This window comes from Variovorax sp. dw_308 (assembly GCF_019207085.1).
GTDB lineage: Bacteria > Pseudomonadota > Gammaproteobacteria > Burkholderiales > Burkholderiaceae_C > Variovorax.
Window position 1 is genome coordinate 74,784 of record NZ_JAATOM010000021.1, and the last position, 14,874, is coordinate 89,657.

The 14,874-nt window shown below is 66.1% G+C and carries 16 protein-coding genes; 3 read left to right on the plus strand and 13 right to left on the minus strand.

Features of this window, described 5'->3' with window-relative positions:
* Positions 1 to 50: 50 nt before the first annotated feature.
* Complete coding sequence (locus HCU76_RS28670; protein WP_213958230.1) at positions 51 to 1,172, plus strand: MBL fold metallo-hydrolase; 1,122 nt, start codon at positions 51 to 53, stop codon at positions 1,170 to 1,172.
* A 33-nt stretch (positions 1,173 to 1,205) separates the two neighbouring features.
* Here the strand turns inward: HCU76_RS28670 and HCU76_RS28675 are convergent, their stop codons facing one another.
* From HCU76_RS28675 to HCU76_RS28695, 5 genes are all read right to left on the minus strand, one after another.
* On the minus strand, positions 1,206 to 1,556 hold the full coding sequence (locus HCU76_RS28675) for a DUF2200 domain-containing protein (protein ID WP_213958229.1): 351 nt from the start codon (positions 1,554 to 1,556) through the stop codon (positions 1,206 to 1,208).
* A 434-nt stretch (positions 1,557 to 1,990) separates the two neighbouring features.
* A protein-coding gene (locus HCU76_RS28680) for an IS3 family transposase (protein WP_213958228.1) occupies positions 1,991 to 3,135 on the minus strand; the annotation gives its coding sequence in 2 pieces (ribosomal slippage) (positions 1,991 to 2,862 and positions 2,862 to 3,135; 1,146 coding nt in all).
* 36 nt (positions 3,136 to 3,171) lie between these two features.
* Positions 3,172 to 3,633, minus strand: a complete 462-nt coding sequence (locus HCU76_RS28685) for an HNH endonuclease (protein ID WP_213958227.1) — start codon at positions 3,631 to 3,633, stop codon at positions 3,172 to 3,174.
* Between the two features lie 181 nt (positions 3,634 to 3,814).
* Positions 3,815 to 4,075, minus strand: a complete 261-nt coding sequence (locus HCU76_RS28690; RefSeq protein WP_213958226.1) for a toll/interleukin-1 receptor domain-containing protein — start codon at positions 4,073 to 4,075, stop codon at positions 3,815 to 3,817.
* Between the two features lie 147 nt (positions 4,076 to 4,222).
* Entirely contained in the window at positions 4,223 to 5,212 is a 990-nt protein-coding gene (locus HCU76_RS28695; protein WP_213958225.1) for a tripartite tricarboxylate transporter substrate-binding protein, read from the minus strand.
* Between the two features lie 190 nt (positions 5,213 to 5,402).
* On the opposite strand from HCU76_RS28695, the gene HCU76_RS28700 reads away from it, so the two are divergent.
* Both HCU76_RS28700 and HCU76_RS28705 read left to right on the plus strand, forming a co-directional pair.
* Entirely contained in the window at positions 5,403 to 6,398 is a 996-nt protein-coding gene (locus HCU76_RS28700) for an SDR family oxidoreductase (protein ID WP_213958224.1), read from the plus strand.
* 37 nt (positions 6,399 to 6,435) lie between these two features.
* A complete protein-coding gene (locus HCU76_RS28705) occupies positions 6,436 to 7,314 on the plus strand; it encodes an alpha/beta fold hydrolase (protein WP_213958223.1) in 879 nt (292 codons plus the stop codon).
* Positions 7,315 to 7,324: 10 nt separating this feature from the next.
* Here HCU76_RS28705 and HCU76_RS28710 read toward each other — a convergent pair whose 3' ends face one another.
* The 8 genes from HCU76_RS28710 to HCU76_RS28745 all read right to left on the minus strand — a co-directional run bounded on the left by HCU76_RS28710 (position 7,325) and on the right by HCU76_RS28745 (position 14,854).
* Positions 7,325 to 8,671, minus strand: coding sequence for a lipase family protein (locus tag HCU76_RS28710; RefSeq protein ID WP_213958222.1), 1,347 nt, complete (start codon positions 8,669 to 8,671; stop codon positions 7,325 to 7,327).
* Between the two features lie 161 nt (positions 8,672 to 8,832).
* Complete coding sequence (locus HCU76_RS28715) at positions 8,833 to 9,783, minus strand: acetamidase/formamidase family protein (RefSeq protein ID WP_213958221.1); 951 nt, start codon at positions 9,781 to 9,783, stop codon at positions 8,833 to 8,835.
* A gap of 13 nt (positions 9,784 to 9,796) precedes the next feature.
* Positions 9,797 to 10,552, minus strand: coding sequence for an SDR family NAD(P)-dependent oxidoreductase (locus HCU76_RS28720; RefSeq protein ID WP_213958220.1), 756 nt, complete (start codon positions 10,550 to 10,552; stop codon positions 9,797 to 9,799).
* Positions 10,553 to 10,844: 292 nt separating this feature from the next.
* Positions 10,845 to 11,636, minus strand: coding sequence for an enoyl-CoA hydratase/isomerase family protein (locus HCU76_RS28725; protein WP_213958219.1), 792 nt, complete (start codon positions 11,634 to 11,636; stop codon positions 10,845 to 10,847).
* A 4-nt stretch (positions 11,637 to 11,640) separates the two neighbouring features.
* Positions 11,641 to 12,474 carry an SDR family NAD(P)-dependent oxidoreductase gene (locus tag HCU76_RS28730; protein WP_213958218.1) on the minus strand — a complete coding sequence of 278 codons (834 nt, stop codon included), beginning with the start codon at positions 12,472 to 12,474 and terminating at the stop codon, positions 11,641 to 11,643.
* 22 nt (positions 12,475 to 12,496) lie between these two features.
* On the minus strand, positions 12,497 to 12,919 hold the full coding sequence (locus tag HCU76_RS28735) for a MaoC family dehydratase (RefSeq protein ID WP_213958217.1): 423 nt from the start codon (positions 12,917 to 12,919) through the stop codon (positions 12,497 to 12,499).
* Positions 12,920 to 13,066: 147 nt separating this feature from the next.
* The gene (locus HCU76_RS28740) at positions 13,067 to 13,507 is read right to left on the minus strand and encodes a MaoC family dehydratase N-terminal domain-containing protein (RefSeq protein ID WP_213958216.1); all 441 of its coding nucleotides are present in this window, start codon (positions 13,505 to 13,507) and stop codon (positions 13,067 to 13,069) included.
* 162 nt (positions 13,508 to 13,669) lie between these two features.
* The gene (locus tag HCU76_RS28745; protein WP_213958215.1) at positions 13,670 to 14,854 is read right to left on the minus strand and encodes a lipid-transfer protein; all 1,185 of its coding nucleotides are present in this window, start codon (positions 14,852 to 14,854) and stop codon (positions 13,670 to 13,672) included.
* Between the last annotated feature and the right edge of the window lie 20 nt (positions 14,855 to 14,874).

Below are 14,874 nucleotides of genomic sequence, written 5' to 3' on the forward strand. Positions count from 1 at the left end.
TCACAACACCAGTCACTATGCCGGCCTTGACCGGCGAAGGGGAGCGCAACATGAAATCCTTCGGCAAGAAGCCACAAGGCGCGCGGCTTGAACGCATCAAGGCGTCACCGCGCTGGGATGGCAAAGGCTTCCGCAACCTGCATCCGATCAGTCCCGGCTTGCGCGACCCGCAGGCAAAGATGCCTTCCATCAGCGAGTTGCTATGTGGCGCCGAAGGCACCGTGCCACGGGGCCTGCTGCCGTCGATGGACCCGTTGCCAGCCTGGGCGAATGCACCCGCAAGCGGCCTGCGCGCCACGTGGCTTGGGCATTCGACGGTGTTGCTCGAGATAGAAGGATTGCGTGTGTTGACCGATCCGGTGTGGGGGCCGCGCGCGTCGCCATCACGGCTGTTCGGCCCCAAGCGCTTCCAGCCGGCACCGGTGCCCTTGCGTGCGCTGCCCCCCATCGACCTGGTCGTGGTATCGCACGACCACTACGATCATCTGGACTATCCGACCATCCGCGAACTGGCCAGGCTCGACGTGCCTTTCGTGACCTCGCTGGGTGTCGGCGCACACCTCGAAGCGTGGGGCGTGCCTCCCGAGCGCATCGTCGAACTCGACTGGTGGGAAACGTACCAGTTGCCCGACAGCGAGGTCACGGTCACGGCCGCGCCCTCGCAGCATTTCTCGGGCCGTTCACTGGATGATCGCAACGCCACCCTGTGGTCTTCGCTCGCCATACGTTCGCCACGGCATGCGGTGTTCTTCAGCGGCGACACAGGGCTCACGGACGAGTACCGCGAGATCGCCCAACGTCTGGGAAAGTTTGACCTGGTGATGCTGGAGGTCGGTGCCTACCACCCAGCCTGGGGTGACATGCATCTTGGCCCGGAGAACGCGCTCAAGGCCCTCGAGTTGCTCGGCGGTGGCGCCCTGCTGCCAGTGCACTGGGGCACTTTCAGCCTCGCCACGCATGCGTGGCACCAGCCAGCCGACGTCTTGCTGGACCTGGGCGCCAAGATGGGCGCGCGACTCGTCATGCCCCGGCTGGGCGAAGCGGTCGAGCCAGCGCACGCGAACGACGTCGAGCCGTGGTGGCGCGGTGTGGATACGTCGGCACGCGCATCCAAGCGCCGTGCGCCAGCGCCGCAGGTGTTGCCAGACGCCATGTCGTGGCCGCTGGACTAGCCTGGCGCAGCGATACGTCTTGCCTAGAAGGACTCATTGTCGAAGGACCTTCTCCATGGCCTTGCCCTTCGCTAGTTCGTCGACAAGTTTGTCCAACTGACGAATCCTTTTCATCAGCGGGTCTTCAACTTCCTCCACACGTACGCCACAGACCACACCTTTGATGAGAGCACTATTTGGATGCATCGCTGGCGCTTGAGAAAAGAAGCTCTCAAAGTCAGCCTTCTGTTGGATCTGATGCTTCAACCCGGCACGGTCATAGCCTGTGAGCCAGCAAATGACGTGATCAACCTCTTCTTGCGTGCGCCCCTTGCGTTTGGCCTTCTCCACGTACAGGGGATACACCGCCGCGAAGGGAGTGGAGAAGATTCGATGTCCTGCCATCTTCGTATTTCCTTGTGACGCAAGAGTGAGCGCGTGGGCGTAAGGTTGAGGCTGATTCGCGGACCGAGGTATGCCGAAGGACGTCGGTCCGCTGTAGCGAGTCGGGTGCAACGAAGGGTTAGCCGGCACTCTTTGCCGCCTTGTACCACTGGCGCAGCGATGGCTCGTGACGTAGCTTCTCGTTCTGCTCATACTCGCGACAAAACCAAGCAAGCAGGCCATCCCAAGTGGCAACCGAGGGCGCCGCCCTCGCTGTGGGCCACCCGAGCTCCGAGAGTAGAGAAGTGGCCCCGCTTGTCTGAACAGCATTCCCCGATTCTTAAGTGGATTCCGGGCGGTTTGCCAACGGTGCAGAGTTGTCCACGGCGGCGGGCGTCGCTTGCGACGAACGCACGACGCGGTGGGCAACTCGGGGCGCACCAGCGATCTTCATCTTACGCGGCCAGTTTCACTGGCGGCAGGCCGGCGAAGTACGCTTCGTCCGGCGTAGAGCGATCCAGGCTCGAATGAGCGCGATGCGCGTTGTACCAGGCCAGGTAGTCAGCAATGTCGGCGCGCGCGGCGCTGACGCTGTCGTAGGCCTTCAGGTACACGCGCTCGTACTTCACGCTGCGCCACAGGCGCTCGACGAACACGTTGTCCCTCCAGGCTCCGCGCCCGTCCATCGACAGCCTGCTACCGGCGGCCAGCACTGCGCCGGTGAACTCCTCGGCGCTGAACTGGCTGCCCTGGTCGGTGTTGACGATCTCGGGTGCACCGTACAGGGCCAGGGCCCGCTCGATCACTTCCTTGGCGTGGATCGCCTCCAGCGTGATGGCCACACGATGCGCCAGCACGCGGCGGCTGAACACGTCCACCACGGCAGTGAGGTAGACGAAGCCGCGCGCCATCGGGATGTAGGTCGTGTCCAGCGCCCACACCTGATTGGCCCGCGTGATCGCCAGCTTGCGCAGCAAGTACGGGTAGATCTTGTGGCCCGGTGCGCGCTTGCTCGTTCCCGGTTGCGGCGCAAGCGCTGCGATGCCCATGCGCTGCATCAATGTGCCCACATGCCTGCGGCCAACCTGGATACCCTCGCGATGCAGCTGGTCGCGCAGCATGCGCGCTCCCATGAATGGGTGCTCCAAGTGCAGTTCGTCCAGACGGCGCATGAGCGCCAGGTCGGCATCGCTCACTGGCCGTGGCAGGTAGTACACCGAGCCACGGCTGATGCCCAGCAGCTGCGCTTGGCGCGTGACGGACAGTTGCTCTTTCCGGTCGATCATCGCTTTGCGCTCAGCAATCCCGCCTTGGTGAGCGCGCGTTCTAAAAAATCATTCTCCAGCGTCAGCTGCCCGATCTTGGCGTGCAGCGGATTCAGGTCGACCGGTTCGGCTGGTGCCGCTGCGCCGCCACCGAAGGCCTCGGCCGCGTGCTCCAGCAACTGCCGCTTCCACTCCGTGATCTGGTTGGGGTGCAGCTCGAACTGCGTGGCCAGTTCGGCCAGAGTCTTGTCTTCACGCAAAGCGGCCACCGCCACCTGGGCCTTGAACACCGGCGTGTACGTGCGGCGGGTGCGCCGCGCTGATTTCTTGACCATCGAAACTCCTGTCGCCAGACCTTCCTCGGCCCGGCATCAAGCCCGGAGTTTCCACTTAAAGCGCTGTTCAGATTTGCGGCGCCACTTCTGTAGCCAGTTTGACTTTGCAGCATTGCGGAGCATTGAGGTGGTAACGACGTTCGATTCATCGTCCGCGCCGCCACGCGCGACAGGGACAACATGATCGATAGTCGGGTAGTGGGACCAGTATGCGGGGTGCGTGAGAGATTGCTTCCAGTTGCGGTGGTACGGAAAGAGTGACGGCGAAAGTACTGATAGCGCGCGCAGCGCTCCCGGAAACACGAGGGGCTCGCCGAAATACCGATCGCTGAAGCCGTCGCGAACGAAAACCTTGGTTAAGCGCGCAAGCGGCCATGGTGAACGAGGAGTAGATGCTGGAGGCGGCGGGAATACAGCGCTCAGTATCTCTGCGGCTGATGCGGAGTTACCTGAAGACAACATCTCGCAGACTTGACGGAGCGCTTCGGCGATGCTCATACGTGCAGGCTAACGAACGAGGTGAGCCGACGCCGTAGACGGTCGGCTCGACCGGTGGTTGAGCCCAAGGCTGGCGAAACGAACGGTACTCTCATCGCAGAGGGCGCGGCGTGATGAATGCGCGCCAGCGGCAAAGAAGGACGCGAACGAGGCGGGTTAGAGGACATCATGCTTACGAAACTCACTTCCTGCCAATCGAGAGCGCAAAGTGCAACGACGCCGCAGCCCCGACAAGAAGAGGCAAGCGTTCGAGAGGTAACTCCTTCGCTGAAACGATGAAGACCACCAGGTGGTCGACCTGGTCGATGGCTGCCTCGATCTTCTCGAACAGCGAATCGCCTACCATCAGTTCCGCCTCGTCCAGCCAGACGTGCGCCCCGAGTGCGCCCAGATCGACCGACAGCCGCCGGACAAACGCCTTGTCTGCATGGCTGTGACTCATGAAGACGCCAGGGACGGAGTGCATGGATGCAACTTACCAGAAGGCGTCGCCTTCGCGTTCCACGAACGTATTCGGCGATCGTGGTCGGACGCTTGTTCGCCATGTCTTTCCGTGGCCCGTGGCGAAGCGTCCGGTAGGCGCAGCGCCTCAGTCCGCGTACTGCCCAGCCGCCTTGATCACCGGCCCAAAGCGCGCCACCTCCGCCTGCACGAACTTCTTGTGCTCCGCCGGTTCCACGCGCTTGTCGTGCACCACCACCGCACCCAGCCCTTCTTCCTTCTTGATGAACTCCGGGTCCTTCAGGGCGATCTTGAGCGCGTCGTTGATCTTCTTGAGCACCGGCGCCGGCGTGCCCTTGGGGGCATACAGGCCGTGCCAGATGGTGACCTGGAAGCCCTTGAGGCCGGACTCGTCCAGCGTGGGGATGTCCTTGAGGGCCGGCGTGGTCAGGCGCTTGACCGTGGTCACGCCGTAGGGGATGACTTTTTTCCCCTCGATCTGGCTGGTGGTGTTGGTGGTCTGGTCGCAGAGGATGTCGATCTGCCCGCCGATCAGGTCGGCGATGGCCGGCGCCGTGCCCTTGTACGGCACCGCGGTCATGTCGGCCTTCAGCTCGCTCTGGAACAGCAGGCCGCACAGGTGCGATGCGGAGCCGATGCCCGCGTTGCCCAGGTTCACCTTGCCGCCGCTCTTGCCGATCCAATCGCGCAACTCCTTGAAGTTCTTCGCTTCCAGCTGCGGCTTGCCGATGACGGTCATGGGCACATCGTTGATCATGCCCAGGTACTCGAAGTCGGTCTCGTAGTTGTAGGGCAGCTTGCGGTACAGAACCGGCGTGGTGGCCATGGCCACGTGCGTGAGCAGCAGCGTGTAGCCGTCGGCCTTGGCGCGGGCGGCCTTGGCATTGCCGATGGTGCTGCCGGCGCCGGCCGCGTTGTCCACGATGATGCTGACGTCGCCCAGGGGCTTGCGCATCGACTCGGCCAGGTCGCGCGCGACGCGGTCGGTCGGGCCGCCGGCCGCGAAGGGCACGATGATGGTGATGGGCTTGCCGGCCGGGAAGTCCTGGGCTTGCGCCGGCAGGGTGGCGGCGACCGCCGCTGCGGCGACGGCGGTGAATGCGAGCAGTTTCTTCATGGATGTGCCTTGGGCCAAAAAAGCGGAATCTTATCGACTGACCCGCGCCTGACGCCTCGCGAATTTCCCTTGTAAGACTGTGTATCGACGGGCAAATGTCGCAGCAATTCCGTCGGTGTCGGACGACAGGCGGGGCGCACCCCTGTCCCGACCATCGGGCCCATCTGCACTGACATGAAGGAGATGGGCCATGGCAAGTTCAAACCCGGGCGGCGGTGGCGCGAGGGCCGCGCTGGTGCGCAAGCACGCCGCGATCCAGCGCCGGCAGGACGCGCGTGACCGCGCCGCGCCCGCCGCGAAGAAAAGCAGCAAGGCCGTGCAGGCCGGGCCACGGGTGCAACCCAGCCGCCTGCCGCCGGACAAGCTCAGGAAGCCCGGCGGCGAGGCCGGCATGAAGCTGCAGCCGCGCTACCTGGCGCCGGACTACCAGGGTAGCGGCAAGCTCGAAGGCATGGCGGCGCTGGTGACCGGCGGCGATTCGGGCATCGGCCGCGCCGTCGCCGTGCTGTTCGCGCGTGAGGGCGCGGATGTGGCAGTCGTCTATCTCAGCGAGAAGGCCGATGCCGAGCAGACCCGCGCCGCCGTCGAGGCGGAAGGAAAGCGCTGCGTGCTGATTGCGGGCGACGTGCGGCGCAGCGCCTTCTGCGAGCGCGCGGTGCAGAAGGCGCTGAAGGCCTTCGGCAAGCTCGACGTGCTGGTCAACAACGCAGCCTTCCAGATGCATGCCAGCAGCATCGAGGACCTTTCCGACGAGCGGATCGACCTCACGCTGCAGACCAACATCGGCGGCTACATGCGCATGGCGCGGGCGGCCGTGCCGCACCTGAAGAACGGCAGTTCGATCATCAATACCGGCTCGGTCACCGGCCTGGCCGGCAGCGCCAAGCTGCTCGACTATTCCGCCACCAAGGGCGCGATACATGCCTTCACCAAGGCGCTGGCGCAGAACCTCATCGACAAGGGCATCCGCGTCAACGCCGTGGCGCCGGGGCCGGTGTGGACGCCGCTGAACCCGGCCGACAAGGAGGCCGGCGATGTGAAGAAGTTCGGCCACGACACGGTGTTCAAGCGCGTGGCGCAGCCGGAGGAGTTGTCGCCGGCCTATGTGTTCCTCGCCTCGCCGGTGTGCGCGAGCTACATCACGGGGATCGTTTTGCCGGTGACGGGGGAGGTGGGCGGCATTTAGGATGACCGTCCACTTTCTTCAAACGGAGACCGAGCGCATGACGAGCAGCACCGAGACGCACTTCGACCTCACCGCCAACGACGGCCACGCCATCGAGGCACATCGCTGGCAGGGCAGCGGCGCGCCGCGCGCCGTGGTGCAGCTGGCCCATGGCATGGGCGAGCATTCGCTGCGCTATCGCGCGCTGGCCGATGCGCTCACGCAGGCCGGCTGCGTGGTCTATGCGAACGAGCATCGCGGCCATGGCAAGTCGGCGCAGGCGCTCGGCGAACTGGGCGAGTTCGGCCCGCGCGGCTTCGACGGCCTGGTGGACGACATGGCGCAGCTCAGCCGCCATGCCCGCGCCGCGCATGCGGGCCTGCCGCTGATCCTCATCGGCCACAGCATGGGCTCCTTCGCCACGCAGTACTACCTGGTGAAGCACAGCGACCTGCTCGCGGGCGCGGTGCTCTCCGGCACGGCCGCGCTGGACCTGCTGGGCGCCGCGCTGCAAAGCGGCTTCAGGCTGGAGGACATGAACGCCGCCCTGCCCGACGTGCGCACGCCCTTCGACTGGCTGAGCCGCGACCCGGCCCAGGTCGATGCCTACATCGCCGATCCGCTGTGCGGCTTCACGGTCACGGCCGAGGGCATGGGCTCGATGTTCGCGGGCCTGGCCGAGCTGGCGCCGGCGGCGATGCAGTCGCGCATCCCGGCGGACCTGCCGGTGTACCTGTTCACCGGCGACCAGGACCCGGTCAGCAACAAGGCGCAATGGTTCTATCCGCTGGTCGAGCGCTATCGCGAAGCGGGCCTGCGTGACGTGTCCTGTCACGTGTTCGGCGGCGCGCGCCACGAGACGCTCAACGAAACCAATCGCGAGGAGGTGTTTGCCGTCCTCCTCGCCTGGATCGCGCGCGTGGTCGGCGCGCGCTGACCTTCGTCGACTACTTCAGCGCGTCGAAGAGACGGCGCGCGGCGGCATGGCAGAACGGCGGCTCGTAGGTCCCGTGGTAGGAGCCGTAGTAGGTCGCGAAGGCGGCGGAGGTCGGGTCCTGGGGGGCGGCGCCGTTGGTGCCGTAGGTCGCCTGGATCTGTGCATCGACGTCGACCGAAGTCACCGTCGTCACGCCGCGTGCGTCGAAGTCGGCCTTCATCGGGATCTGGTGCACGGCTGGCGGCACGGTCGGGTCGCCGGCGCCGCCGCAGAGCAGGGTGCGCGCGCGCGGGCTCCAGCCGAACAGGTCGTTCCTCTTCGCAGCGAGGTAGTACGTGTTGTTCGAATTGGTTTGCGCGTCCGCCAGGAAGGCCGGCTGGAACATCAGGTCACGCACTTGCGCAGGCGATTCGCCATTGGCGCCGGGCAGCGCGCCGGAGGTCACCAGGGTGGTGTAGTTGAGCGTCGCGCTCGGCAGCAGGCCCTCGATGTAGCTGTCGTAGGGCGCCTTGAAGGCATCGCTCGGCTTGGCATAGAGGTCGCCGTAGATCTTCTGGTAGGCCGTGACCTGGAAGGGCACGAAGAACTGGTAGCCCAGCGGAGCGATGCCGAGCTTGGTCGCGCCCGAGAGGTTGTACGGGCCGGCCAGGTGCGCGCCGGCGACCACGTTGAATTCGAACGGGTAGTCGCGCTCGGCCGAGCGGTGCGCCGCCATGGACGAATGGCCGCCCTGCGAATAGCCGGTGAACATGATCTTGCCGGACAGGGCGCCCTGCAGGTTGGTGACGGCGGTGCGCGCCGCGCGGATGGAGTCGAGCACCGAGCGCGCTTCGGAGTCGGCATGCAGGTAGGGATGGAACGGGTACTGCGACTTCGCAAAGCCGAGGTAGTCGGTGGCCACGACCGCATAGCCTTGCGCGGCGTACATGGCGGTGAGGAGTTGGGTCTCCGGGTCGGCGGGGTTGGCCAGCGTGCGCGGCTTCTGCACGTCGGTGCCCTTGGCATAGGCCACCAGCGGCACGATGTTGCCGGCGCAGCTGCCCGCGGGCATCAGCAGCACGCCCGATGCGTTGGTGGCTTCGCCCTTCGCGCCGAGCGTGGTGTAGTTGAGCGCGACCACGCTGACATCGCACAGCGCCGGGCCGCTCAGGGCCTGCAGGCCGCTGGCCTTGGTGCCGGCGTCGATCTGGGCCTTGGTGAGCGTCGTCACGGGGGCCTGCGGCTCCACCAGCTTGCCGGTGCTGACCGTCGTAATGCCGACCGGCGGGATCGCGAGGCTGGGGCCGCTGTCGCCGCCGCCACAAGCCGTCAACAGGGTCGCCGCGGCGGCCACGCTCCACACATGCAAATACTTCATCGATTTCTCCGACGTGATGTTGTAGTGAGGGAGACGCTGACGTGATCAGAGTCTCCTTTGCGGCCGGACTGCGAGCCTCCCGGCGCGCATGCGAACCCTACCTCAGCCTGGGGAAATCGCTTCGCGGGATTGCCCTCAGGTCCGCTGAACGGTGGTCACGGCTACTCCAGGACGATCCGGGGGAAATAGAAGGAGACCACCCAGTTGGGCACGTCGACGATCGAGCTGATGCGCAGGTCGGCGCACACGCTGCAGAGCATGTAGGCGTCGATGGGTTCGTAGCCGTAGCGCTTGCTGAGCAGCTCGACCATCTCGGACACCGCCATGCGCGCGCCGGCCATGAGGTCGGGCCCGATGCCGGTCGTGACCTCGTAGCCCTTCTTGTCGAAATGGTCGGTGACCGGGCCGCGCGTGACGTAGCGCGGCATGCGCAGGTTGGCGCCCTTGACCAGCTCGAACTTGAGCGCCACGTCGATCGGACTCTCGATGGCGGTGCCGCAGACCTCGCCGTCGCCCTGCGCCGCGTGCGTGTCGCCGACCGAGAAGATCGCGCCTTCGACCTCGATGGGCAGGTACAGCTCGCAGCCTTCCGCGATGTCGCGCGCGTCCATGTTGCCGCCGACGTTGCGCGGCGGAATGATGCTGTGCAGGCCGGGCTCCGCGGGCGCGACGCCGATGGTGCCCGTGAAGGGCCGCAGCGGCACGCGGCCGCCGGGGCCGTACATCGCGGGCGTCAGTGCGGGGTCGTAGTGCCAGTGGTGCAGGCGCGCGTTCGGGAACTGGTCGGTGAGCAGGCCGAAGCCGGGGATGTTGCCGGTCCAGCCCCACCCGGAAGGCCTCAATGAAAGCACCGTGACCTTGAGCGCATCGCCCGGCTGGGCGCCATCGATGCAGACCGGGCCGGTGACCGGGTTGACGCGGCCGAGATCGAGTTTTTCCAGATCGGCAGCGGTCGATGTCTTGATCAACTGGCCCGAGGATGCGTCGAGCGTCTCGAATTCGATGCTGTCGCCCGGTGCGATCGTCAGGGCTGGCTTGAAAGCGTTGTTCCAGCCGTGGTGGATGTGGTCCTTGTGGATCGAATGGAGCGTGTGGCCGGCGTGTGCGCTCATGGTGTCGCTCTCGTCAGACGGCGACGGTGAGCGCACCGTCGATCACGAGGTTGGTGCCGGAGATGCGGCTCGCGGCCGGGCTGGAAATGAAGACCACGCCCTTGGCCACTTCGTCCGGCCTGCCGAACTTGCCGGTGGGGTTGACCTTGAGCGTGGACGCGTAGAGATCGGGCATGTTCTTCTCGATGGTCTGCCAGATGCCGCCGTCGAAATAGGTGTTGCCCGGCGACACGCAGTTGACGCGGATGCCCTTGGCGACGAGCTGGCGGCTGAGGCCCTTGGCATAGTGGATCAGCGCCGCCTTCATCGCGCCGTAGGAGCCGGCGGCGAAGTCCACCTCGAAACCGGAGACGCTGGAGATCAGCACGATCGATGCGCTGTCGGACTTTTCGAGGAAGGGCACCGCGGCGGTCACGGCGTTGACCGTGTGCATCATGTCGGTCCGGAAGGACTTCTCCCAGGTCTCCGCGCTGTCGCCCACGGCCAGTGCGCTGACGTTGCAGACCAGCGCATCGATTCCGCCCAGCTCCCCGCCGGCGGCGGTGATCCATGCGCTCAGGGCCGTCGCATCGGCCACGTCGAGCGCCTTGCCGAAAGCGTCGACCCCCTTGGCCTTGAGGCTGGCAACTGTTGCCTGCACCTCCTCCGCCTTGCGCGCGCACACCGACACATGCGACCCCTCGTCCGCGAAGCATTCGGCGATGGCCCGACCGATGCCCCGGCTGCCGCCGGTGATGACGGCGCGCTTGCCCTTGAGTCCGAGATCCATGAGCGCTCTCCTGTTGAGGAGAGCGAATTCTGAGGGCGCGACGATGGGAAGTAAACGCCGCAGGTCAGGGTGTCACGGACTCGTGGCACTTCGACGGCTGTGTTGTCGATCGACGCTCGTCGGAATGCGGACTTGACCGTACGCGAAGGACGCGAAGAAGCGCGAAGGACGCGAAAAATTCAAAAGAAAATTTCTGGTTTTCTTTCGCGTCCTTCGCGGAACCTTCGCGTCCTTCGCGTACGGCCAAGTCCGATCCCGCATTCATCCAGCCGCATCAACGACGAGCCTTCAATCAGCCGTGAGCGGTGCGCGCCAGGAAGCGCGTGCAAGCCGCATGGAAGAAGTCGGCGCCCACATGCGCGCGCTGGGCATCGCGTTCCGCGTCGAGCTGGCGAGCGAGCGTGTGGGATGGCGCGTCGTCGATGAGCCGGCGCGTGTCGCGCACGGCGGCGGCCGACGCGCTGCCCAGGCGTTGCGCGACGGCCTGCGCCTGCTCGGCAAGGGCTGTGTCGTCCACGCACCGCCAGATCAGGCCCCACTGCTCGGCTTGCGCGGCCTCGATGCGGTCGCCCAGCAGCGCAATGCCGAGTGCGCGGCTGCGGCCGAGCAGGCGGGACAGCATCCAGGTGGCGCCGAGGTCCGGCACCGCGCCGAGTTGCGGCACCTGCGGCACGAGGAAGTAGGCCGAGCGTGCCGCGATCACGATGTCGGCCGCGAGTGCGATGCCGACCGCGCCGCCGACGCACGGCCCGTTCACCGCGCAGACCACGGGCACGCGGCAGCCGGCGATGGCCAGCGTCAGCGGATTGCCTTCACGCTCCATGTAGCCCGCGATCTCCGACTGCGCATGTTCGCGCCCGCCCGCAAGCACTTCGCCGAACCAGCCGATGTCGCCGCCCGCGGAGAACGCGCGACCCGTGCCGGTCAGCACGATGGCGCGCGTGGCTTCGTCCTCGGCGCTCGCCCGCAAGGCGGCTGCCAGGTCGATGATGAGCTCCGGGCTCAAGGCATTGAGTGCCTGCGGCCGGTCAAGCGTGAGCGTGGCGACGCCGTCTTGCAGCGTGGTGTGGACCTGGGCAGCCATGCGCCTAGAACCCGGTCAAGCCGCCGCTGCACACCAGCGTGTGGCCGCTCACGTAGTCCGACTCGGGGATGCACAGCATGTACACCGCGCCCGCCGCTTCCTCGGGCGTGCCGCCGCGGCCCAGTGGAATGGTCTGCTCCATCATCGCCATGAGGCCCGGGTTCACGCCGACCTTGATCTCGCGCCCGTCGATGTTGGCCGTGCCCGCTTCCGCCGCATTGCCGGTGAGCCGCGTCTTGATCAGCCCGTAGGCCACGCTGTTGACGGTGACGTTCATGCGGCCCCATTCCTTGGCCAGCGTCTGCGTCATGCCGACCACCCCGGCCTTGGCGGCCGAATAGTTGGCTTGCCCCGCGTTGCCGAACAGCCCCGCCATCGACGAGATGTTGACCACCTTGCGCACCACGCGCCGGCCGGCTTCGGTGTCGGCCTTGCTCAGTGCGCGGATCACCGGCTGCACCGCGCGCAGGATGCGGAAGGGCGCGGTGAGATGGCAGTCGATCATCGCGTACCACTGCTCGTCGGTCATCTTCTGGACCACGTTGTCCCAGGTGTAGCCGGCGTTGTTGATGACGATGTCCAGGCCCTTGAACTCGCTGACGGCCGTGCCGACGAAGCGTTCGGCGAAGTCGGATGCGGTGACGTTGCCGGCGCAGGCCACGGCCTCGCCCCCGATGTCCTTGATCGCCTGCACCGCCTCATTGGCCGGTTCCGCGTCGAGGTCGTTGACGACGATGCGCGCGCCCTCGCCGGCGAGCTTGAGCGCGATCGCGCGGCCGATGCCGCGGCCCGAGCCAGTGATGAGGGCGACCTTGCCTTCGAGCTTGCGTGTGGTCATGTGTTGTGTTTCGTTGTGGGGTTCAGGGGAGAGCGACGATGGCCTCGCCCGCGATCCTGGTCTGGCCGAACTGGTTGGCGCTGTGCACCTCGATGCGCACGCAGCGCTCGCCGTGGTAGTCGTCGAGCTTCTCGACCACGCGCCCGCTGCATCGCATCGCATTGCCCAGGTGCGTGATGCCCTGGAAGCGCGCCTCGAACTTGCGCAGCCGGCTTTGCGGCGCCCAGCCCGTGACGACGCGGCCCAGCCAGGCCATGCCCAGCATCCCTTGCGCGAACACGTCGGGCATGCCCGAGCGACGCGCGAAGTCGGTGTCGATGTGAATCGGGTTGTGGTCGCCGGAGGCGCCGGCGAAGAGGGCCAGCGCGGTGCGGTTGACGGGTGGCAGTTGCACGACGGGAAGTTCATCGCCGACTTGCACGGTGTCGAAGGTGAGTGAGGTCATGGGAGTCCTTGTGGAAATCGGGAGCGGACAGCCGAACGCAAAGGTCGCGAAGGTTTCGCAAAGGTCGCAAAAGGACTTCCAAGATCTTTTGGTTTTCTTTCGCGTCCTTCGCGGAACCTTCGCGTCCTCTGCGTACGGTTCCCGCATTCAGTTCCTGCAAACGATCACGGTGCGCAGCTCCGCCACCAGTTCATCGCGTTGATTGGTGGCGCGCGAAGTCTTCACGACGAATTCAAGCGCGCCGTTCTTCTTGTCGTAGATGTCGTCGATGGTCGAGCGCACGGTGACCACGTCGCCGACGCAGGCCGCCCGGTGGTAGCTGAAGCCCTGCTCGCCATGCAGCAGCTTGGCCAGCGGGATCTGCAGGTCGGCGAGCAACTGGTTGGAGGCGCCGGAGTCGAGTTCGGCCGCGAAGAGGAAGGTGGGTGGCGCGGGCAGATCCGGGTAGCCCGCTGCGCGCGCGGCATCGGCATCGGTGTAGACGGGGTCGGTCTCGCCGATGGCCTTGGCGAAGAACTGCAGGCGGCTGCGTTCGATCGGCAGCACCGATGCGCCGAGTTGGTGGCCGATCCATTTCTTGTCGATCATGTCAGTTGCTCCTCTGTGTTACGTGGACTTGGAACGAGGATGGTGGGCGTGGGCCGAGGACACCGGGCACGCCGCGTCGTGCGACCCGATCCACCACTGGCCACAAAAGCTTCGGTCAGCAAACGTCGAAAGCATTGGCGCTCGTGCATGTCGGCTCGACTTTCAAACGCGTTCATAGAGGGTGACAACACAGGCGCCGCCGAGACCGAGGTTGTGTTGCAGCGCGAGCCGCGCGCCTTCCACCTGGCGCTTGTCTGCGGTGCCGCGCAGTTGCTGGACCAGCTCGGTGCACTGCGCGAGACCGGTGGCGCCCAGCGGATGGCCCTTGCTCAACAGGCCGCCGGAAGGATTCGTGACCACCTTGCCGCCATAGCTGTTGTCGCCGTCGCAGATGAACTGTTCTGCGCCGCCGACAGGGCACAGGCCCAGCGCCTCGTAGCTCAGCAGTTCGTTGTGCGCGAAGCAGTCGTGCAGCTCCACCACGTCGACATCGGCGGGGCCGATACCCGCGGCTTCATAGACCTGCTGCGCCGCGGCCTGCGCCATGCCGAAGCCGACCACCTCGCGCATGTCGCGCGCCTCGAAGCTGATCGGCTTGTCGGTCGTCATGGCCTGCGCCTTGATGCGCACGCTGCGATTCAGGCCATGGCGCTGCGCGAAGTCGGCCGAGCAGACGATGGCCGCAGCCGCGCCGCAGGTGGGCGGGCAGGCCATGAGCCGCGTCATCACGCCCGGCCACATCACCGGCGTGTTCAGCACCTCTTCTTCCGTCACCACGTTGCGGAACAGCGCGAGCGGGTTGTTGGCCGCATGGCGGCTGGCCTTGGCGCGCACCTTCGCGAAGGTGGAAAGCTTCGTTCCGTACTGCTTCATGTGTGCCAGGCCGGCGCCGCCGAAGTAGCGCAGCGCCAGCGGCACCTCGCGCTCGTCGACGAGTTCGTCGGTCGCCTTGTCGAAGCGCTCGAAGGGCGTGGGACGGTCCTTGAAGACGGCGCCCAATGCGCCCGGCATCATTTGCTCGAAGCCCAGCGCCAGCACGCACTCGGCCGCGCCGCTGGCCACCGCCTGCCGCGCGAGGAACAGCGCGGTCGAGCCGGTGGAGCAGTTGTTGTTGACGTTGACGATCGGGATGCCGCTCATGCCGACTTCGTAGAGCGCGGCCTGTCCTGCAGTCGAGTCTGCATACACATAACCGACATAGGCCTGCTGCACCAGCTCATAGCCGATGCCGGCGTCGGCCAGCGCCAGCCGCGTGGCCTTGGCCGCCATCTGCGGATAGGGCTCGCTCGCGCCCGGCTTGGTGAAGGGGATCATGCCGACACCGGCGACAAATACATCCTGGGTCATGGATAGCTCCTGAAAAATGG

Coding starts and splice junctions, on each gene's coding strand:
- HCU76_RS28670 (WP_213958230.1), top strand. CDS start 51: ATGAAATCCTTCGGCAAGAAGCCACAAGGCGCGCGGCTTGAACGCATC.
- HCU76_RS28685 (WP_213958227.1), bottom strand. CDS start 3,633: ATGAGCATCGCCGAAGCGCTCCGTCAAGTCTGCGAGATGTTGTCTTCA.
- HCU76_RS28725 (WP_213958219.1), bottom strand. CDS start 11,636: ATGGCTGCCCAGGTCCACACCACGCTGCAAGACGGCGTCGCCACGCTC.
- HCU76_RS28715 (WP_213958221.1), bottom strand. CDS start 9,783: ATGAGCGCACACGCCGGCCACACGCTCCATTCGATCCACAAGGACCAC.
- HCU76_RS28690 (WP_213958226.1), bottom strand. CDS start 4,075: ATGAGTCACAGCCATGCAGACAAGGCGTTTGTCCGGCGGCTGTCGGTC.
- HCU76_RS28730 (WP_213958218.1), bottom strand. CDS start 12,474: ATGACCACACGCAAGCTCGAAGGCAAGGTCGCCCTCATCACTGGCTCG.
- HCU76_RS28720 (WP_213958220.1), bottom strand. CDS start 10,552: ATGGATCTCGGACTCAAGGGCAAGCGCGCCGTCATCACCGGCGGCAGC.
- HCU76_RS28695 (WP_213958225.1), bottom strand. CDS start 5,212: ATGAAGAAACTGCTCGCATTCACCGCCGTCGCCGCAGCGGCGGTCGCC.
- HCU76_RS28675 (WP_213958229.1), bottom strand. CDS start 1,556: ATGGCAGGACATCGAATCTTCTCCACTCCCTTCGCGGCGGTGTATCCC.
- HCU76_RS28705 (WP_213958223.1), top strand. CDS start 6,436: ATGACGAGCAGCACCGAGACGCACTTCGACCTCACCGCCAACGACGGC.
- HCU76_RS28735 (WP_213958217.1), bottom strand. CDS start 12,919: ATGACCTCACTCACCTTCGACACCGTGCAAGTCGGCGATGAACTTCCC.
- HCU76_RS28745 (WP_213958215.1), bottom strand. CDS start 14,854: ATGACCCAGGATGTATTTGTCGCCGGTGTCGGCATGATCCCCTTCACC.
- HCU76_RS28740 (WP_213958216.1), bottom strand. CDS start 13,507: ATGATCGACAAGAAATGGATCGGCCACCAACTCGGCGCATCGGTGCTG.
- HCU76_RS28710 (WP_213958222.1), bottom strand. CDS start 8,671: ATGAAGTATTTGCATGTGTGGAGCGTGGCCGCCGCGGCGACCCTGTTG.
- HCU76_RS28700 (WP_213958224.1), top strand. CDS start 5,403: ATGGCAAGTTCAAACCCGGGCGGCGGTGGCGCGAGGGCCGCGCTGGTG.